The organism is Chroococcidiopsis sp. SAG 2025, from assembly GCF_032860985.1.
Taxonomy (GTDB): domain Bacteria; phylum Cyanobacteriota; class Cyanobacteriia; order Cyanobacteriales; family Chroococcidiopsidaceae; genus Chroococcidiopsis.
On the sequence record NZ_JAOCNC010000001.1, the window covers coordinates 2908465 to 2928017 of the forward strand.

The following is a 19553-nucleotide window of genomic DNA, read 5'->3' on the forward strand; positions in this document are numbered from 1 at the left end:
AGTTAGATGATAAGGTTCGTACTAAATATCGTCCAGATATTTCTGGCTATCATTATTTTCTGGGTTGCAGCAGGATTTGGTTCGGCATTAATGTATGCCTTCCTCGCGCCTTATCCTAGTTGTAGTATCAGACAATATTTTCCTTGTTCTCTACAATTAGAATACTTTCTTTTTAGTTTTGTACTATTTTTAATACTTAACCCATTTATCTGGGTTCAGTCATCTTCTTTATCTTTAGTATATTTGCCTCTAACGTTATCTGGATTAATTTGTGGAACTATATCAGTAATTTGCTTTTTTAAAATTGTAAAACTTTTGTCTCACAAGCTAAATCCAGTTGACGCTTTTCTAAATCAGATAAGACAGAACAATAGAAAAAGAAAGTATCTAATTTTTATTGCGGTCGCGACTACATTTTTGGTTGGAACGATCGATCTACAGTTAAAACTTACAACTAATAGCAATAGTGCTGGCTATTTACCAAAAAAACTTGAAAATGTGCAAGTCCTCACTTCAAACGTTCACCCAGGGCTGAGAGAAGGATGCGACCTGCATATTTTTGAACTAAAAGCAGGTATTTCTAATAAGATTAAAAAAATTGGTATTACTTATTTTGAAGGTGACACACAGCCAAGAGCTGATATTACCTTAAAAACTAAAGATACAAATCCATATTCTCAGTGGAGCTATACGTCTGTACCTGAAGATAGTTATTCTTGGAGTGCTTTGAATTGTGGTAAAGGGACTGACAGAGAGCTAATTAATCTTATTAGAAGCGGCATGGAAGGCACTAGCGGTTACTACATAATGACTAGGAATAAAGAGGGTGTCATCGTTGTTTTACCAAATGAAAACCTGGCTGCATTTCTCTATTATGGGTAGAGGAAAAGAGAGCTTATACTATATTTATTCAAATTATGCAGACGATCCCCCAACCCCCCTTAAAAAGGGGGGCGAAAGAGTCGGATTTAATGCTATAAACGACTCTCCCTAGTACGGGCGCACAGCGGTGCGCCCCTACGACTCCCCACTCCCAAATAGAGGGAGAAACACTGTCAATACTTCTCCTTGTTGTGGTTTCTGACGCACGATCAATTTGCCACCAATCGATTGAAATAGGTGCTTAGTAGCATTGAGATTGAGACTAATACAGCCTGTTTCGGGTTGAAAAGTGAGTAACTGACCGAGAGATTTGCCAATCGACGTGACAGAAAAACTCTGTGCGGCTTCGTCGTCTTCTCCTGGAAGTTGCGAAAACAACTGTAGCTTAAGTTGATCGCCTGCGGGAATGACTTGCACCTGAATTTGACTGCCAGCGGGTAGGCTGCGAGTAAAATTCTCAATCAAGCCTGTCAGCACCCGATCGAGCATACTAGGATGGCTGATCACCGTTGGCATTTGCTGCGGCAAAATCACGTCTAAAGTCATGTTGCGGCGTTTCGCACTATGTTGCCAGCGGGGAATACTCTGCTGCAACAACTGTTCTAAAGATGTGGCAATCAAATAATTATTATTGTTGCTATCTGAAGCTGATGTTTCTAGTTCCGCCGCTTGAAACATCAACTCCATGCGATCGATTTGTTCTCGACACTCGTGTTCGATCGCCTCTAAGCGTTTTTGCACATCGCTAGACAAGTCTCGTCGCTTCAATAACAGGCGAATCAGGGTGCGAATTGTCGTCAAAGGCGTGCGAACTTCGTGGGCAAATGCTTGCAGTAGTTCTAAATCGGGACGAGGTGGATGGGGAGTCGAGAGTCGGGAGTCGGGAGTCGGGAAATCGATGTCCTCTCCTCTTATCCCCTGGTCTCCTGGTCTCCTTGTCCTCCTTGTCTCCCAGGTCTCCCTTGTCTTCTTATCCCCTGGTCCTTCCTCTGGTTCTGGCAAATGCTTCAGTAACAGACGGCTAAATTGAGCCACGATACGGTAATCTGGGGCAACGGGAGCATATTTATGGGCGATCGCATCGAGTTGCAGTAGTAGATATCGGGGGCTAGTGAGAGCAACTCGCGCCCGCAGCGTCTGCCATGCCTGCGCAACTATCTCCGGTTCAAACGCAAACATAAATACTGGGTCGTTATTGCCATCTACCCCAGCAACCATCACTAAGCTAAAACTATCTGTCAAAACCAAGCAAAACTGTTCCTTTGCTAGCGGATCTCCCGGTAGCAAGGGTATAGTCGTACTACCAGGGGGATCGATTTCCACTGCTACAGGTAAAGGATCGGATTTTGCTTGAGACTTAGCTACATCAGACTTGGTTGCAGCTGGCGGGAGTTGAAACGGTCTTCCTCCAGATAACTTCAGCCACTCTGCGGTAAACACTCCAGTTTGAAAGTTAGCCAGCAACTCCTTTTGACTCAAAATTGGTGCTGGACCAGCTAAAACGATGCCTCGATCGCCTCTAAATCCTAAAGAATTTGACAATGGGGAAGCAAGACTATCTAACAATAGCTGTTCGAGTGCTGCGATCGCCCCACTCCACTCTTTCACGACTTTAAGCCGTTTAGATGCAGCACTGGTATGGCGAATGACTTCTGTTTCCAACTCTGGAGTGTAGCAGCCAATCTCATCCGCTCTGCTCTTGGTAATAATTTCCCTTATAGTTGGTAAAGTCCACATTTGCACCCGCGATCGCCCCCTCTCACAGCTAGCAACTCTCCGTTCCGTTCCGCTTTTCTAGATAGTTCCACTTTTGCTACTCAATAACAGAGTATCGAGATTTTGGCACTAGCGACAGGCGTAAAACCGAACTCTAGTCTTCGCAATTTCCTGAATTAGGAAGGGAAAGTCGATTGTTGGTAATGGGTAATAGGCGAGAAACCGTTCGCCCTTGTGCTGTTGCTAGGCTGAGAGCGATCGCGAAGCTGGGTAACTATTTTGACTTTTGACTGTGTACGGGCGGGTCGAGCGCATAACTAAGACTCTAGCAAATATGTCTGGTAAACCCGCCCCTACAAATGCATAACTTTTGACTTTTGACTTTTCTACGATTCTCTCCCAGATGCCCAGAGATCTCGCCACTTAACTGTCCCTTCGCTAGCAACAACCCAACGTCGAGCCACGATATTTTCCCGTAATGGCGATCGCCCTTCTCGTAAGATGGCATATTTGTAAGTAATTAACTTACCAGCACTCTCCTCGAAGGGAATTTCAGCAAACCAAGTATTGGCATTAATGTACTCTAGGGGGTAAGCCTTGCCAATATCCCAGTTTCCTAGTTCTGGACAATCGCCCATTACCACAATTCTTTCACCAAGTTGAGTGTTGACCCCATTCAATTGCACTCTAACTAAAGTTTTAGCTTTTGCCCTTTCACCAATATGACTGAGAACGATGACATCTCTTCGTCCCAGTTCTAAATTGCGGATCTCGCCGTTCTCCACTGTAAATTTACGCCGCGTTAACACGCAAGTATGCTCGCCATCTGGTAAGTCTGTCATGACTGTATCAATCGTGACGGCTTCACCCCGAGTCATGGCAACAAAGCAGGTACACTCACCATATCTTCTGACATAGCAGTAGACATCTGGGGTAATATATCGCTGCTGATGGCTACCAACCGATACGGCTGGGTTGAGTCGCCGCAAGCCAGAAAGCAAGCGAATATAACGATAGATTTCAGTGTCATTGTCCCAACTCGTCATCATCGGTCGGTTGTAGGGATCGTTTCCACCATTTGTATCGTCGTGAAGATACTGTTCCGTACCGTAGTAGATGCAAGGGATACCACGAGATGTCATAATTAGCGCGATCGCCACTCGTAGCATTTCAGGGTCGGGATTGAGCGACTGGAAACGTGGCATATCGTGGTTGTCAATAAACGTGACTAACTCTGTTGCCCCGTTGTAGCGATAATCTAGATCGAAAATGTCTTGAATCAGTTGAAATCCACTCTCTGCTCCTTTTGCTAAAGCATCTCGCATGGCTAGACACAGCCCAAAATCGAGCATGGACATCCCCGAACAGTTGGCAAATTCTACCGAGAAATCGTCAAGTGGATGGCTAAAAATCCATTCACCAAAGACAAACACATCCGGTCTATGGGCTTGAATATCGGCGATAAACTCTTGCCAAAACCAAATTGGCATATGCTTTACCGTATCTACCCGCAAAGCATCCACGCCTCGATCTAGCCACTGCTTAATCGCCGATTTGATGTAGTTGCGATATTCGTTGTTATTTTCGTTAAATGTGGCTAAACCAGAAAGCTCGCAGTTCTGTACTTGCCATTCATCTTCCCAATTTGACACTTCACCGTAATGGTGATACCAATGATCTTTATCATCGTTAAAGTCAGCAATTTTTACGCCATCGTCATATAATTCTCCCTTGACTCCGCTAATGTCAGGGCTACTATGGTTGCAGACAATATCGAGAATTAACTTCATTTTGCGCTTGTGCAACTCGTCAATCAAGCGATCGAAGGTGGTATTTCTAGTCTCTTGAGTTTTGTTCAGGGATGGATTTTCATCTTGACCGATAAATCGCGGATTCAAGCGTTTGAAGTCTTTCGTCCAGTAACCGTGAATTGCCGCACTTTCGATAAATAAATCTTCAATTTGCTCGAATAAAGGAGTCAGCCAAATTGCTGTCACTCCCATGCCTTTAAGATAGTCGAGTTTGTCAATAATACCTTGTAAGTCACCACCCCAATATTTGCCCCACTCTTGCTTAGTTGGATCGTAAATTTCTGGGTTGGGACCTTCGCTATTGTTTAGATCGCCATCATAAAAGCGATCGACTACCACAAAGTAAATGGTTTCTTGACGAAATTCAATATCTCTGGTGTAAAGAAACTCTAGATCGATCTCTGTCTCTTGTTGGGGTGCTGTAATTAAAGTATCTATTTCTACTTTTGGATCGGTCAGTTCGTGTTGAGCAGGAGTAGCTTTAACCGTGGGAAGTGCTTCCATAAGGTTTACTGAGTTTTATATTTTTCAAATTGCGAGCGCATCTATGCACGAGTTGGTTTTGCTTTTGGCTCCTGTCGTTTTTCAGCGAGATAACATGCCAACCAACTATCTTTTTGCAGGCAATTGTTAAAATATGTTAATTATGAAAACTCTATCATCTATCGTGCGAAGTAATTTTAGCGCTTTGGAGAAGCAAAATGTTGTTCGTCACTAGAATATTTAGTATCGGCAGCGGGTTCACTACTCAATCCTGACTTAGCAATTCTCTGTATAGTTATTCCCGGTATCTGTTCTCAACTACAAAATTTTAGCTCCCCTCAAAACTGCGATCGCCATGCAATTTTGAGGGGAGCTTTATGTTATTTAACAAATTTAGCAAACTTTCTTCACATAAAAATCGCCATCTAGCTCATAGAAGAACCACTGCGATCGTAGTTAGCCGAGAAGGTGGGGTGGGGTTTGCCTTGAATATGATTCCAATATTCTGTCGTACCTTCAAACCCAATTTCAGCTGCTGCACGGTTCAACATCGATTGCTGACGGTTTTTGACTACGTGGTGGTGACGCATCATCAACGCCCGAGCTTGTTCTTGAGTAGACATAATTTATTCCTCTTTATATTTTTCTGTTTACTTTCACTTTTTCACTATAGCAGGTAATTCTGTATCTAAAAATACAAAATAGCTGTTTTTAATATTTCTTAACACAATTCTCAGAAAAGCGAGTAATGAGGAGCGAGGAGTGAGGAGCGAGGAGTGAGGGGAAGAAAAGAGCTGCTCTTGAGCTGAGGGAGAGTCGCCCATCTGAGGGGGAGAAGAGAGTTGCGGAGTAACTACCAACTACCAACTACCAACCATCAACCATCAACTGTCAACCGTTCATCCTTATCCCTCATAATGGAAACAGTGGGCAAAATTTGCTTTCCCAAAATCCGATCGCCGTTTTACTTGATGAAATATGTTTGATGCACTTGCCGATCGCCTAGAATCTGCCTGGAAAAAGCTGCGGGGACAAGATAAGATTTCCCCTGCCAATATTCAAGAGGCATTGCGGGAGGTACGCCGCGCCTTATTGGAGGCGGATGTCAATTTGCAGGTAGTCAAAGATTTTATTGCTGAAGTAGAAATTAAGGCACAAGGAGCCGAGGTACTTTCTGGGGTTAGACCCGACCAGCAGTTCATCAAAGTTGTTTATGACGAACTGGTAGAAGTGATGGGGGAAACCAACGTTCCCCTAGCACAGGCAGATGTAGCCCCTACCGTTGTTTTGATGGCAGGTTTACAGGGGACGGGAAAAACTACCGCAACGGCTAAATTAGCATTACATCTACGCAAGCAAGAGTGCAGTTGCTTGATGGTAGCGACAGACGTGTATCGCCCTGCGGCGATCGATCAGTTGGTGACTCTGGGTAAGCAAATTGACGTACCCGTGTTTGAAATGGGTAGCAATGCCGACCCCGTAGAGATTGCGCGACAAGGTGTCGAACAAGCCAAAGCACAAGGGGTAGATATAGTTATTATCGATACCGCTGGTCGCCTGCAAATTGACCAAGACATGATGGCGGAGTTGATTCGTGTTAAAGAAGCCGTGCAACCCCACGAAACGCTGTTGGTAGTGGATGCAATGACGGGTCAAGAAGCAGCCAATCTCACCCGCACTTTCCACGAACAAGTCGGTATTACTGGGGCAATTCTCACCAAGCTGGACGGTGACAGCCGAGGTGGAGCAGCGCTTTCAGTACGACGAATCTCGGGACAGCCGATTAAGTTTGTCGGTGTCGGGGAAAAGGTAGAAGCACTACAACCCTTTTACCCCGAGCGCATGGCATCGCGCATTTTAGGTATGGGTGACGTGCTGACGCTCGTAGAAAAAGCCCAAGAAGAATTTGACCTTGCCGATGCTGAGAAAATGCAAGAGAAAATTCTCTCGGCAAAATTTGACTTCACCGACTTTCTGAAGCAGATGCGGCTGTTGAAGAACATGGGTTCTTTGGGTGGCATCATGAAGCTAATTCCTGGCATGAATAAGATGTCGGACGACCAGCTGAAGCAGGGTGAAACCCAGCTCAAGCGCTGCGAAGCGATGATCAATTCCATGACAAAGCAGGAACGTAAAGACCCCGATCTATTATCTAGTTCCCCCAGCCGTCGCCGCCGGATTGCCAGAGGTTCTGGTTATAAAGAAAGCGACGTGAGCAAACTGGTGAGCGACTTCCAGAGAATGCGAGCCATGATGCAGCAGATGGGTCAAGGCGGCGGCTTTCCAGGTATGCCTAATCTATTCGGTGGTGGCGGCGGTATGGGCGATCCCTATGCTGCTGGTAGTCGTCCTACTCCCCCTGGTTGGCGGGGCTACGCTGGCGGCGCACCTGCTAAGAAAAAGAAGAAAGAGAAGAAGAAAAAGGGATTTGGGACTTTGTGAGTGGCAATTGGTAATTGATAATCGGTAGTTGCTCCCTCAGCCCCCTCAGCTTTCTTGTCCCTACTTCCTGCTCCCTAGCAACTGTGATATGATGATCTATTCAGTGAATACAATCTATTAGCCGCCTACAGGAGAAGTTAACCCCAGTATGATCAAACTGCGATTAAAGCGATACGGGAAAAAGCGGGAAGCAAGTTACCGCATTGTGGCGATAAAAAGCAGCGCTCGGCGCGAAGGTCGTGCTTTGGAAGAGCTGGGATTCTACAACCCCAGAACTGACGAAACTAAGCTAGATGTGCCAGGAATCGTAAGGCGGCTCCAACAAGGTGCTCAACCTACTGATACCGTGCGTCACATTTTACAAAAAGCTAATGTCTTTGAACAGCTCAATACCGCAGCCAGCCAATCAACCAACTCATAAGGGCGATCGCACTATAAGTTCAGATCGACAACCAGATTACGCTAAACTAGCGCAATTTCTGATTCAGCCGTTTTTAGAGTCTCCCAATTCGCTAAGCGTGGATTGCGAGTTCTTCCCTAGTACGGCAAAGGTTTGGCTTAGAGTCGCCTTTGAAGGTGAAGACAAGGGGCGAGTTTTTGGTCGCGGCGGACGCAATATTCAAAATATTCGCACGGTTATTACTGCTGCTGCTGCTATGTCAGGGCATTCAGTATATCTGGATATTTACGGTAGCCAAGCTTTTAATGGTGCGACGAGTGGGGAAGAAACCGGACGTTCATCAGACCGTTCATCTGCGCCAAAATTGAGGCAACAACGAGGTGAGAGTCCCAAACCCGTGCAAAAACCTCGTTCTCATTAGTCGTTGGTTGATGGTTACTGCTCGTTTGTAGCTAGTAAGCTAGAAAGGACAAATGACTGATGGTGTAGGGCGAAGCCCTTCCCATAGGGTACGACCAATGACAAATAGAAAACTGGTATGGCAGAGCCTTTAACGATCGCGCTACCAACTCAAGCTGGCGCGATCGCTTTAGCCGGAGAAAATGAAGAAAATTTGAAAACCCTGGCGCGACTCACAGGTGCTACAGTTGTGTTGCGCGGGCAAGAGTTATATATTTACGGCACGGAAAAACAAATTGAGCTGAGCCAGCAGTTAGTGCGATCGCTTGAAGACCTTTGGAGTCAGGGTAAGAGTATTTCAAATGCAGATATCCTTACGGCGCGTCAAGCATTAGATACCCATCGCCAAGGCGAACTGCAAGAATTACAGCGAGACGTTCTCGCTCGTACCCGTCGCGGCGATGAAGTCAGGGCAAAAACTTTTCGCCAGCGTCAGTATATTCAATACATTCGCACCCATGACTTGACATTTTGCTCTGGTCCTGCTGGTACTGGTAAGACTTATTTAGCAGTGGTAATTGCTGCCCAAGCTTTGTTAGCAAATCAGTACGAACGGTTAATTTTAACTCGTCCAGCCGTGGAAGCTGGGGAAAAACTGGGCTTTTTACCAGGAGACTTGCAACAAAAAGTCGATCCGTTTCTCCGTCCCCTCTACGACGCATTGTATGAGTTTATCGACCAAGAAAAAATGGCTAACCTAATGGAACGGGGGGTCATTGAAGTAGCTCCTCTAGCATATATGCGGGGTCGGACGCTGAATAATGCTTTTGTGATTGTGGATGAGGCGCAGAACACGACACCAGCCCAGATGAAAATGGTGTTAACGCGGTTGGGATTTCGTTCGCGCATGGTTGTGACTGGGGACATGACTCAGACTGACTTACCTTTGCAACAACAATCGGGTTTAACAGTAGCGTTGAAGATTTTACAACATCTCGAAGGAATTGCTTTTTGTGAGTTTTCTCAAAAAGATGTCGTTCGCAATCCTTTAGTGCAAAGAATTGTTGCGGCTTACGAGCAGTACGAGAAATAATTCTTTTGAGCTATTGGTTCAAAAAATGGCAAGTTAAATAAAGGCTTATTTAAACGTGAATTCAACGTGAAAATTCTCTTTTGGCAACTTGTCCTTATTCTCAGTTTATACATCAGCTACAGTAGTTTTCATAGCAGCAGTATATATGCATCTCAATCGCAAGAAAACTTTAGTATGAACGAGCAATGGAAGCGCGAATTCGAGGAACAATTCGAGGAAGATTTTCTTCGCCCGTGGTCGCAAAGGCGAGGTATAGAATCAATCGATCGCAATTCTTGGATTGTACTAGCTAGAGTGCCTTTAGCTCAGCTCTCGGCTGTTTTAGCAGAAAAAGCTGTAGAGTCGCGTCGCGATGTTCTCGGTACTGAAATTGAGGTGCGAGGTTCTTTTGCATTTGCTTATCAACTCGTCGGTCATAATTGGTCGATTGTTTCCAAACCACCTTCAGAGTCAACACTTACAGAACGGAGCGAGCTAGCAGCACTTTCGGCAAGATTGGGACAGCCAGTCATAGAATTGGGTGTCAGCGATACTAGCACGACAGTTGGCTATAACCTGTTTGAAGGTGGCAAATTAATCGAGCATTTTGAAGGACAGGAGTATGAAGACGATGAGGATGCTCAAGGCTTGCCGACTCAAAAATATATTTTGCATCCTTATCCAGACGATCCCGAAGCCGAACAAATAGCATACTTTTGGTCAAGTCGCCGCAAAGTTACGGTACAAGAAATTGGCAATATTTGGGATTTTGCCGAGGAGTTAATGTTAGAGTATGATGCTTTCGATCCCGCTATAGATGATACATACCTACTGGGAGATTATCCCAAATGTGGTAAGCTTTATTGGGTGACAAGTCGAGGATATACTCTAGTTTTGGATTCTGGACAAGAGGTGAGATCGATACCAGAATTCATTAGAGTAGACTATTTCAGATTTAGAAAATGATATCGAACAATTTTTATTTACAGGCAATCGAAACTGACTAACTTGTTATTTGGAAAACTTGCGCATTCCTTACTTAGTTCCTGATTTAGCTGTACTGCTAAGCAAAGATCGATTCGATCTAAGTCTTTAACATTTTTAAATAAAGTTTTGTTACTGTGTTACGTGATTTAAGAGATATTGACAATAAATAGTGTTTATCCTCATCAGTCTCAACAAATTTCTACTCGATCGCGCATTCAATCTATTTCAAGATATAAGCTTTAAGATAGATGTATAACACTTAAAAAAAAATCAAAATAATAATTCTGCATACTAAAAAAAATTGCCTGAAATCTCGATCGCATCTCGCACTATAGATGCGGTCTGACTATTTCTAAAAGCTGGTTGAAAAAATGAAAGGGAAAAAAGCCGCGATCGCCATTGGTCTATTGGGCGCGATCGGCAGTACCATTGTTGCTTGCTCGCCAGATAGCCAAAATAACTCTACAGCACAAATCAATCCAAACACAAAACTGCGATCGCTTGCAATTACTGTAGGCGATCTCAGCAATCCCTTCTTTGTCTTAATGGGAAGGGGTGCGGTATCGGAAGCCAAGAAAATTGCTGGAGAAGGGGTACGAACTGCTGTTGTTTCTAGCGGTTACGACCTCAACTTGCAATTCAATCAAATCGAAAACTTTATTGCTGCTAACACGGACTTAATCCTGCTGAATGCTGGCGATAGTGAGGGCATTGCAGCTGCTGTGGAAAAAGCCAAACAAGCAGGTATTACGGTAATAGCAGTCGATACTGGTGCGGGTGGTGGCGTAGATGCTACCGTCACCTCTAATAATCTGCAAGCAGGGCAGATTAGCTGTCAGTATATTGCCGATCGCCTCAAAGGGAAAGGCAATGTTGTCATTGTGAATGGTCCGCCAGTACAATCTGTATTCGATCGCGTCAAAGGTTGCGAACAAGTCTTTGCTCAATACCCCAACATCAAAATACTTTCCAAAGACCAAAACGCAGAAGGTAGCAGAGATGGTGGTTTAAGAGTCATGAGCGACTTGCTGACATCATTTAACAAAATTGATGCCGTGTTTGCGATCAACGATCCGAGCGGAGTTGGTGCAGAACTGGCAGCTAAGCAAGCCAGACGCAACGAGTTTTTTATTGTCGGCGTAGACGGCGCACCGGAAGCAAAACAAGCAATTGAAGACCCCAATAGTATTTTTGTTGCGACTGCTGCTCAAGATCCGCTAGGCATGACGCAAACAGCCGTACGAGTTGGTAACGACATTCTCAATGGCAAAAAGCCGAAGAATCCCGACATATTGATTCCAGTCAGGCTAATTACCAGAGAAAACGTCAAAGACTATAAAGGCTGGCAGTAAGAATTCGGAATTCCGAATTCTTTTTGACTTCTCTTGACTTCTGTAAGGGCGGGTTTGAGCGCAGAACTATCTGTTGTTTGATGGGTATCCTCAAAAACCCGCTCCTACGACTCCCGACTCCCGCAATTTTTATGACAACAACAACATCCCCTCCCATCCCGCGGTTAGAAATGCGAGGCATTACCAAGAAATTTCACGGTGTAACTGCCTTGGAGAATGTCAATTTGACTGTTTATCCAGGTGAAATTCACGCTCTGATGGGCGAGAATGGCGCGGGTAAAAGTACGTTGATGAAAATTCTGGCTGGGGCATACGAAACAGATGCAGGTGAAATTCGCATTAACGGCGAACCAGTGAGAATTTCAGACCCCAGTGCTGCAAGACTGGCAGGAATTGCGCTGATTTATCAAGAATTGAATCTCGCCCCCAACTTGACTGTAGCTGAAAACATCTTCATGGGTAGCGAGTTAACTAAAGGATATTTCCTCGATCGCGATCGGATGAATCAGGAAGCAGCAGCAGTTCTTAACAGTTTGGGAGCGAGTTTTCAGCCAGAAGACACGGTTTCTCGTCTCTCAATTGCCGAACAGCAACAAGTCGAGATTGCGCGGGCGCTAAAAGACAATAGCCGTATCCTAATTATGGATGAGCCAACCGCAGCGCTTTCAGACCGCGAGACAGAACAACTATTTGAGTTAATTCGCAAGCTGCGAGACAACGGCATCGCCATTATCTACATCAGTCATCGCATGGAAGAAATTTACGCGCTTGCCGATCGCATTAGCGTTTTGCGAGATGGCGAGTACGTAGGCAGTTTAGAACGCCAGGAGATCTCTAGCGAGCGCCTGGTACAAATGATGGTAGGCAGACCTTTGCAAGATTTGTTTGAAAAACAGCCCAGAAAAACCATCGGTTCAGTCGTCCTAGAGGTAAAGAACATTAGCGATGGTGGCAAAATTCAGCCTGCAAGTTTAACACTACACGCTGGAGAAATTGTCGGCTTGGCGGGACTGGTAGGTGCAGGACGTACGGAATTATGTCGGTTAATTTTCGGTGCTGACCCCAAGACAAGTGGTGAAGTGATTTTAGATGGTAAACATCTCAACATCAATCAACCCAGCGATGCGATCGCCGCTGGTATTGGTTACGTGCCAGAAGACCGCAAAGAACAGGGCTTATTTCTCGAAATGAGCTGCCGCAAGAATATTGCAATTAACCTGCTCAAACGGGAAGCAAAAGTAGGCACGATCAGCCCATTACGAATTAACCAAATTGCCTCAGCCGCAGTCGATAACTTCAATATTCGGCTAGCAGAACTAGGCATTAGAGCCTTAGATTTATCTGGTGGCAACCAACAAAAACTGCTGCTAGCAAGATGGTTGGCAATTAAGCCTCAAGTTTTGATGTTAGACGAACCCACAAGGGGTGTAGATATTGGCGCAAAAAGCGAGATTTATCGCATCATTAGCGACTTAGCAGCCCAAGGAGTTGCAATTCTAATGGTTTCGAGCGAACTACCCGAAATTATCGGCATGAGCGATCGCGTTTTGGTGATGCGAGAAGGGCGTTTAGTTGGCGAACTAAACAGTACCAATGGCGAGAAAATTACGCAAGAAAAGATTATGACTTACGCCACTGGAGCAATTGAGGGAGAAAAATTATGAGTCAAATCCAATCAAAACCAATGCGAGGTAGATCGAGCGATCGCCCCAGGGGAGGTAGACGTAAGTCTGCAAGTAACCTGCTTCAGGTAGTAGGAATTCTCCCGATTTTAGCGCTGATTTGCATTCTCTTCGCCTTGCTCACGCCTAACTTTCTGACTACAGGCAACATAGTCAATATCTTTCGACAAGCATCGATTAACATCGTGCTAGCAACAGGGATGACGTTTGTAATCCTTACGGGCGGAATCGATCTTTCGGTTGGTTCTATCCTGGGAGTAACAGCTGTAGTTGGCGTACTGACATCACTCATACCAGGGGTCGGCTGGTTGGCGGTTCCCGTTGCTTTACTCGCAGGCTTGGGTTTGGGCTTAATTAACGGTACTTTAATTGCCTTTCTTGACCTGCCACCTTTCATTGTCACTCTAGGTGCGCTCACGGCTCTGCGAGGGGCTGCTTATTTAATTGCCAGCGGTACAACCGTCATCAACCGCGACCTCAACTTTGCTTGGATCGGGATTAATTACTTAGGACCAGTTCCTTGGTTAGTGGTAATTGCGTTGCTGACAGTGGTAGCTAGCTGGTTTATTCTCCGCCGCACTATTTTGGGAATGCAGATCTATGCAGTGGGTGGCAATCAACAGGCGGCAAGGCTAACGGGAATTAAGGTCAAGCGAGTACTTTTATTTGTTTACGGTGTCAGTGGCTTGCTCTCCGGCTTAGCGGGAATTATGAGCGCCAGCCGTCTTTACAGTGCTACGGGAATGCTAGGGAATGGATACGAACTCGATGCGATCGCGGCTGTAATTTTGGGCGGAACCAGCTTCTCTGGTGGGATTGGCACTATCTGGGGAACTCTGCTTGGTGCGTTAATCATTGCTACCCTCAATAACGGACTAACTCTGTTGAATATGTCATTCTTCTGGCAGTTAGTTGTCAAGGGTTTAGTCATTATTGTTGCCGTCACAATCGATCGCCTGCGGAGGCGTTCTAGAAGATAGAAGGATGAGGCTTTAGGAAAATAGAGGAATGGCATTGCTATTCCTCTACCCAATACTTTTTAGTTAAGACCAATTCCCCCTTACCCCCCTTTTTAAAAGGGGAAGAAATGCCCCCCAATTTATCGGGGGGTTGGAGGGAGCGAATTTATTGCAAAGACGAACAGAAATTGTGTTACTCTTGCTCGATATTAATCTCTCTAGGGATTACTGGCACTCCGTTCTCGACTGGAACATTTTGCATCACGAATTTATCCTTACTGACTGGCACTAAAACGTAAGCCGTCTGCTTTTGTTCGCTTTGCTTTTCAGTACTAACTGCTTGGCTTTGTGCCATTTGTTGAGCTACAGCTTCTATTGGGCTTTTGGCATTTTGACTAATATCTTCAGTCGCAAGTCTAACTGAGTCTGTCGCGCCTTTAACATTGTAATAGGCGTTGTGAGTACTCATTTTAACTGCATTCACTGTACCTTTTACATTCTCGTTAACATCCTCCGCTGTACCCTTAATGGTAGTGCCTACGTCGTTGACGGTGTAGTTAACGTTTTCTGCTACGTTCTTAACAGCGTTGCCAACATTTTTTACAGAATTGTTTACACCCTCGGCTGCACTCTTAACAGCGTCACCAACTCCTTTTACAGTATTGTTGATGCGATCGACCGTAACTTTACTAGCCAAAGCAACAGTAGCAGCACCAACTAAAGCACCAACAGCAGCGCCAATTCCTATTTTTGCTAAGTTCAGCTCTCTATTTGTGTTTGTAGAAACAGTATTATCTGCAACAGTTGTATCTGCAACAGTATTATCTTGATTCTCGCTAGGTTGTTGCACCGTAGTAAAATCGATATTTTCTGTGCGATCGCTCAAAATTGGCTCGTTTTCACTCATCATAGTTGTGACCTTTTTTCCAATGATTCTTTTTTATTCAATCGTCAATAGAGCAAGCTGTTAATTACCCGCGGTCGAAAAAATTGCAATTACAACAGGTGTAAATCGCGTTAACCAAATGCTATTCGTGGTATTTCTTGAGGAACTTTATACTACAGGTAGCTGTACTTGCTACGTACTCGTTTGTTCCATTTGTAGATCTTGAAGATTCAAATCTAATTCTTCACTCCGAATGCTATCTTCAACTTCAAGATTGTGATATTCTACTGTCTTACGAACGTTAATTTGTTCGCGTACAAATGGCTGTTTTTGAATGTCTGCCATCTCCTCGTAAACTTCCAGTCGCACCAATTCCCTTTGCTCGAAATCTGCTTCGCCAGGCGCTACTGGCGTGTCGTTGTCTATATCGATCTGCTCGATGACAAGTCGCTCTTTTTCTAACGGCACACAAACGCGGACTTTATGTGTTTCAACGTGCTTAGCGATCGCTACTTCACCAGTTTTGACTTGTTTCTTATTTGCAACTAACCGTTCTTCATACAACTGAAACGTCTGTTGTTCGGGTAGCTGAATGTTCGAGCTAACAGGCTGTGAATTAGTTGTTGGAGCTGGAATATCCATCCCAGTGTCTACAGCAAGCGGAGTCGCAGCCGCAGCTTGAGTGTTGGCTTGAATATTGGCTGTTGTAGTTTGATTTACACCATTACTACTAGCTACATCCTTAACTGCTTCTACAGCATTTCTGACCTTGAGAGGAACGCCATCAGCTGCATCTTTAACAGCGTTTCTCGCAGCTTTTACAGTTTGGTTAATACTTCGAGCTGTTTTCTTGTCAGCTAAAGCGATCGCGACTGTACCTAATACAGCGCCTATAATTCCGCCAAGTGCTGCTTTATTTAACCCGTTACTTACCCTTTTATCCCTCGTTTCAGTGTCGATCTGCTCTGAAGTCGGAGCGTCGTTATTTTTCTGTTCGTCCACAATATCCTCGTTTTCAATCATCGCGATCGCCTCTTTTTTCGGCAACAAAAAGAAACATTATTAATTAAAACTGGGATTAATCCCAGTTTTGAAAGTGCGTGGATTTTGACATACTCATTAATTACGAGTTTCTCTCAATCCACGCCAGAAAAAAAAGTATTCTGAGTTCGGAGTTCGGAACTCAAATCATGGAGTACAAGCAATCCATTTATGTATGGAGAACCAAAAAGCGTAGAATCGCAATGATAGCCGCCATTCTAATCGTGGAGTGTTAATTCCGAATTCCGAATTAACAATTCCGAATTCTACATGATTCTCGCGGATTTTTGATTCAACCCACCCTTACGAGTCATGCGCCTTCAGTTCGATCTTTAGAAATCAGATGTTTGGTCGTTCAATCCAGAGGTTGATTCGCCATACCCAGGTGTTGATTCGCCATACCCAGATGTTGATTCACCATACCCAGGTGTTGGTTGGCTGATTTCAGATATCGGCTCTTTATCTTGCAGCTGCTGTGCAACTCCTTCTGACTGAAATGGCTTTGCAGAATCTTCTAGCGTTGGTGAATCGACAATAATAGTTCTCTCGATCGTGCGCTCTTTTTCTACGGGAATCAGAATGTATGTTGTCGCTGGTGGAGATTGCTGCTCGGCTTGATTGACATATCCACCCCGATTCATATAATCAGCTTGGTTAGCGCGGTCTGCTGTCTGCTGGATTCCGTCTGCTACACCTTCTACCGATTGCTTCACTCCTTCAGCTGTATTTTTGATTGCGTCTGTTGCTTTACCTACTACGGCTTGATTGACACCTTCAGCAGCATTTTTCACCGTCTCACCAACACCTTTAGCAGCGTTGTTGACACCTTCAGTTACACTTTTTGCCGCTTCTCCTACACTTTTAACAGCATCGTTAGCACGCTGAGTTGTTTTTCTATTAGCTAAAGTACCAGCTAATGTACCCAACGTAGCACCAATCAGTCCACCAATTAACGCTCTAGTCAAACCATTATTTAAACCTTTGTTGGCTTCGCTAACTTGGTTCTGACCAGCATTGTAGGATTGATTAGGCAGCCCAGCGCCTTGATTGTTCTGACCAGCATTGTAGGATTGATTAGGCAGTCCAGCACCTTCATTATTATTGACAGCACGAACGTAATATTGACCAGATGGAGCTGTACCGATTTCATTTCCAGGTGAATCTGTACCTACAGCACGAACATAGAATTGACCGCTTGGAATGTTACCAAGTTCATCTTGCTGAGTCTGTGCTTGCGGATCTTGACTCATCATAATATTCTCCGTTTTTATTAAACGACTTGACTTTTTTTGAGGTTAGCTCAATGGCTGGCAAAGACGAATGAGATTAACAGCTAAACCTTTCGTCTATCCTCCAGGAAAAACACCTACAAGGCTTGGAAACTAAGCTGTTAGTTGATGCAATTGGCTGTATTTCGTCCTCTTGCTTAATAGCAATCTAACAATTGGAAATCGTGTTTTTACTGAACTAAAGATGTACATTATCAAACTGGCGCTCAGTCTTTAGTCATAACTTAATATCGAGTGGCTTTCTAGTATTGTCGAACACTTTAATTAATTGATGTAAGTTAGTTTCGATTTAGGCTTGAAATTAATTTATTTCTTCTATCGAATTACTCTAAAAAACTGAGAAATTACTAACTAAAAGCAGAAACCGGGAAAAAATAGCTAAATCGAACTTACGTTGGCTTAATGCGCTCGATGTTGACAGCTCCAAGCGATCGCCCCCTCTATCTTTTCACTGTTCCCTGTTCCCTGTTCCCTGTTCCCTGTTCCCCAATCGGCGATATGATTCTCTATAGAAAGTGATAATTAGAGGCAACCACCACAACGGCAAGCGCAAGTCACGAACATATCCTGTACGTAGCAATGATTCTAGGGCTTGAATTTAATTTGAGTATCTAGATAAAAAAACAACAGCACCTAACTACGGACAGAAAATCGCTCGTGGCAAGTTAATAAAAGTACTGAACTTGCGGACAGATGCAAAGTCACGACTATGCTAGATAGACTGAAAAGGCGAATAATTACTGTAAGCCGAGGAGAATCAAGTGCTGCTATCAAAAGGCTTTGAAATTGAAATGTACACGGGGACACCGTCAGGTGATGTCGTCGGTCTTTCAGACAAAATCGTGGCAAATTTAGAGGGTAATTTTGCCAAAGAGCCAGATAGCCGTAACGTAGAGTATATAACGTCTCCCTCAACTCAATACGAAAGACAGTTGTGCGAACTACTGCGTCCTCGGCGCAAAATACGGGAATATCTCCAGCGATTGGGCAACTACACGTTTATTCCTGGTAGTACTTTATCGTTGGGGGGGAGCGATCGCTTCTACCGTTCCGACCCGAATAACCCATACCACGAATATATTGAAAAGACATACGGTACTACAGTTGTTACTGCTAGCGTTCATATTAATGTTGGGATTGAAGATCCAGAAGTACTTTTACGGGCGTGTCGTCTGATCCGCGTCGAAGCACCTCTGTACCTCGCCCTCAGCGCCTCCTCTCCTTTTATTGACGGCGAACCTACTGGTTATCACTCCACCCGTTGGGCAGTTTTTCCTCAAACTCCCGCGCACGTCCCCCTGTTTGAAAGCCACGCTCATCATATTCGTTGGGTTGAAGAACAGTTAGCCGCAGGGACAATGCAGAGCGTGCGCCATCTTTGGGCATCGGTAAGACCGAATGGCGATCGCCGCCCTTACGACCTCAACCGTTTAGAATTAAGAATCTGCGATCTAGTCACCGATCCGATTGCTTTATTAAGTATTACTGCTTTACTAGAAGCGCGGCTGTTGCAGTTGATAGCAGATCCACAACTCGATCCGCTAGAAATGAGTACCCTACCAGCAACAACCCGCGCTGAAGATTTGTTGACAATTACTGCTGCTAACGAGAGTGCAGTCGCCCGTTCTAGCCTCGACGCTCAGCTAACTCATTGGCAAGACGGCAGAAAAATCTTAGCGAGAGACTGGATTGAAGAAGTTTATCAAGAAGTCTGGGCGATCGCCAAGCAAAACGGCTTCAATTGTTTTCTTTCTCCCGTACAAAAAATTCTGCGCGAGGGCAACACCGCTCAGCAGTGGTTGAAACTTCATGCATACGGCTTTGAGCCAAGAAGCATTATCGTGCAATCTATTCAAGCAATGAGCGATCGCGAGTTAGAACTGGAAGATAAGCTCTGTTCGTCGGCAATGGTGTAGTGCATTAGTCATCAGTTATTTGTCATTTGTCATTTGTTCTACCAATGACAAATGACGAGTGACAAGTGACAAATAAATGTTAAGAATTTTTAATCATTTGTTTTCAATTTACATTTATTTAAAAAAACTATATATTTATGAATTCGCAGCTAAATTGTGCTATTAGGAGGGCAGCATCTTGATAAAATGTTCATCCTTGAACTGGTGTACGGGCGGGTTTAACCGCAAAACTATGT

At 44.5% G+C, this 19553-nt stretch carries 16 protein-coding genes; 10 read left to right on the forward strand and 6 right to left on the reverse strand.

Going from position 1 to position 19553, the window contains the following annotated elements; genetic code table 11:
* Positions 1 to 6 precede the first annotated feature (6 nt).
* Positions 7 to 882, forward strand: a complete 876-nt coding sequence (locus N4J56_RS14020; protein ID WP_317107010.1) for a hypothetical protein — start codon at positions 7 to 9, stop codon at positions 880 to 882.
* 135 nt (positions 883 to 1017) lie between these two features.
* Here N4J56_RS14020 and N4J56_RS14025 read toward each other — a convergent pair whose 3' ends face one another.
* The 3 genes from N4J56_RS14025 to N4J56_RS14035 form a co-directional block, all read right to left on the reverse strand.
* Positions 1018 to 2619 (reverse strand): HAMP domain-containing sensor histidine kinase, encoded by a 1602-nt coding sequence (locus tag N4J56_RS14025; RefSeq protein WP_317110634.1) that lies wholly within the window; start codon positions 2617 to 2619, stop codon positions 1018 to 1020.
* 365 nt (positions 2620 to 2984) lie between these two features.
* On the reverse strand, positions 2985 to 4913 hold the full coding sequence (locus tag N4J56_RS14030) for an alpha-amylase family glycosyl hydrolase (RefSeq protein WP_317107011.1): 1929 nt from the start codon (positions 4911 to 4913) through the stop codon (positions 2985 to 2987).
* A gap of 404 nt (positions 4914 to 5317) precedes the next feature.
* Positions 5318 to 5515, reverse strand: a complete 198-nt coding sequence (locus tag N4J56_RS14035; protein WP_015153918.1) for a hypothetical protein — start codon at positions 5513 to 5515, stop codon at positions 5318 to 5320.
* A 355-nt stretch (positions 5516 to 5870) separates the two neighbouring features.
* Here N4J56_RS14035 and ffh point away from each other — a divergent pair, with 355 nt between their 5' ends.
* From ffh to N4J56_RS14075, 8 genes are all read left to right on the forward strand, one after another.
* Entirely contained in the window at positions 5871 to 7334 is a 1464-nt protein-coding gene (gene ffh, locus N4J56_RS14040) for a signal recognition particle protein (protein WP_317107012.1), read from the forward strand.
* Between the two features lie 148 nt (positions 7335 to 7482).
* Positions 7483 to 7755, forward strand: a complete 273-nt coding sequence (rpsP, locus tag N4J56_RS14045; protein ID WP_015153916.1) for a 30S ribosomal protein S16 — start codon at positions 7483 to 7485, stop codon at positions 7753 to 7755.
* Positions 7706 to 8155, forward strand: coding sequence for a KH domain-containing protein (locus N4J56_RS14050; protein ID WP_317107013.1), 450 nt, complete (start codon positions 7706 to 7708; stop codon positions 8153 to 8155). The genes rpsP and N4J56_RS14050 overlap by 50 nt, the downstream gene beginning before the upstream one ends.
* 117 nt (positions 8156 to 8272) lie before the next feature.
* Positions 8273 to 9226: a PhoH family protein gene (locus N4J56_RS14055; protein ID WP_015153914.1), complete on the forward strand. Its 954-nt coding sequence runs from the start codon at positions 8273 to 8275 to the stop codon at positions 9224 to 9226.
* A 174-nt stretch (positions 9227 to 9400) separates the two neighbouring features.
* Positions 9401 to 10171, forward strand: a complete 771-nt coding sequence (locus N4J56_RS14060) for a hypothetical protein (protein WP_317107014.1) — start codon at positions 9401 to 9403, stop codon at positions 10169 to 10171.
* Positions 10172 to 10563: 392 nt separating this feature from the next.
* Positions 10564 to 11544 carry an ABC transporter substrate-binding protein gene (locus tag N4J56_RS14065; RefSeq protein ID WP_317107015.1) on the forward strand — a complete coding sequence of 327 codons (981 nt, stop codon included), beginning with the start codon at positions 10564 to 10566 and terminating at the stop codon, positions 11542 to 11544.
* 131 nt (positions 11545 to 11675) lie between these two features.
* On the forward strand, positions 11676 to 13208 hold the full coding sequence (locus N4J56_RS14070; RefSeq protein ID WP_317107016.1) for a sugar ABC transporter ATP-binding protein: 1533 nt from the start codon (positions 11676 to 11678) through the stop codon (positions 13206 to 13208).
* A complete protein-coding gene (locus N4J56_RS14075) occupies positions 13205 to 14206 on the forward strand; it encodes an ABC transporter permease subunit (RefSeq protein WP_317107017.1) in 1002 nt (333 codons plus the stop codon). The genes N4J56_RS14070 and N4J56_RS14075 overlap by 4 nt, the downstream gene beginning before the upstream one ends.
* 172 nt (positions 14207 to 14378) lie before the next feature.
* Here the strand turns inward: N4J56_RS14075 and N4J56_RS14080 are convergent, their stop codons facing one another.
* The 3 genes from N4J56_RS14080 to N4J56_RS14090 form a co-directional block, all read right to left on the reverse strand.
* Positions 14379 to 15095 carry a hypothetical protein gene (locus N4J56_RS14080; RefSeq protein WP_317107018.1) on the reverse strand — a complete coding sequence of 239 codons (717 nt, stop codon included), beginning with the start codon at positions 15093 to 15095 and terminating at the stop codon, positions 14379 to 14381.
* A 168-nt stretch (positions 15096 to 15263) separates the two neighbouring features.
* Positions 15264 to 16121 (reverse strand): YsnF/AvaK domain-containing protein, encoded by an 858-nt coding sequence (locus N4J56_RS14085; RefSeq protein ID WP_317107019.1) that lies wholly within the window; start codon positions 16119 to 16121, stop codon positions 15264 to 15266.
* A gap of 323 nt (positions 16122 to 16444) precedes the next feature.
* Complete coding sequence (locus N4J56_RS14090) at positions 16445 to 17365, reverse strand: hypothetical protein (RefSeq protein ID WP_317107020.1); 921 nt, start codon at positions 17363 to 17365, stop codon at positions 16445 to 16447.
* Between the two features lie 797 nt (positions 17366 to 18162).
* On the opposite strand from N4J56_RS14090, the gene gshA reads away from it, so the two are divergent.
* The gene (gene gshA / locus N4J56_RS14095; protein WP_317107021.1) at positions 18163 to 19317 is read left to right on the forward strand and encodes a glutamate--cysteine ligase; all 1155 of its coding nucleotides are present in this window, start codon (positions 18163 to 18165) and stop codon (positions 19315 to 19317) included.
* Positions 19318 to 19553 lie beyond the last annotated feature (236 nt).

Excerpts from the sequence above, each read along its gene's own strand:
- N4J56_RS14020 (WP_317107010.1), top strand. The coding sequence starts at position 7 with ATGATAAGGTTCGTACTAAATATCGTCCAGATATTTCTGGCTATCATT.
- N4J56_RS14025 (WP_317110634.1), bottom strand. The coding sequence starts at position 2,619 with ATGTGGACTTTACCAACTATAAGGGAAATTATTACCAAGAGCAGAGCG.
- N4J56_RS14030 (WP_317107011.1), bottom strand. The coding sequence starts at position 4,913 with ATGGAAGCACTTCCCACGGTTAAAGCTACTCCTGCTCAACACGAACTG.
- N4J56_RS14035 (WP_015153918.1), bottom strand. The coding sequence starts at position 5,515 with ATGTCTACTCAAGAACAAGCTCGGGCGTTGATGATGCGTCACCACCAC.
- ffh (WP_317107012.1), top strand. The coding sequence starts at position 5,871 with ATGTTTGATGCACTTGCCGATCGCCTAGAATCTGCCTGGAAAAAGCTG.
- rpsP (WP_015153916.1), top strand. The coding sequence starts at position 7,483 with ATGATCAAACTGCGATTAAAGCGATACGGGAAAAAGCGGGAAGCAAGT.
- N4J56_RS14050 (WP_317107013.1), top strand. The coding sequence starts at position 7,706 with ATGTCTTTGAACAGCTCAATACCGCAGCCAGCCAATCAACCAACTCAT.
- N4J56_RS14055 (WP_015153914.1), top strand. The coding sequence starts at position 8,273 with ATGGCAGAGCCTTTAACGATCGCGCTACCAACTCAAGCTGGCGCGATC.
- N4J56_RS14060 (WP_317107014.1), top strand. The coding sequence starts at position 9,401 with ATGAACGAGCAATGGAAGCGCGAATTCGAGGAACAATTCGAGGAAGAT.
- N4J56_RS14065 (WP_317107015.1), top strand. The coding sequence starts at position 10,564 with ATGAAAGGGAAAAAAGCCGCGATCGCCATTGGTCTATTGGGCGCGATC.
- N4J56_RS14070 (WP_317107016.1), top strand. The coding sequence starts at position 11,676 with ATGACAACAACAACATCCCCTCCCATCCCGCGGTTAGAAATGCGAGGC.
- N4J56_RS14075 (WP_317107017.1), top strand. The coding sequence starts at position 13,205 with ATGAGTCAAATCCAATCAAAACCAATGCGAGGTAGATCGAGCGATCGC.
- N4J56_RS14080 (WP_317107018.1), bottom strand. The coding sequence starts at position 15,095 with ATGATGAGTGAAAACGAGCCAATTTTGAGCGATCGCACAGAAAATATC.
- N4J56_RS14090 (WP_317107020.1), bottom strand. The coding sequence starts at position 17,365 with ATGATGAGTCAAGATCCGCAAGCACAGACTCAGCAAGATGAACTTGGT.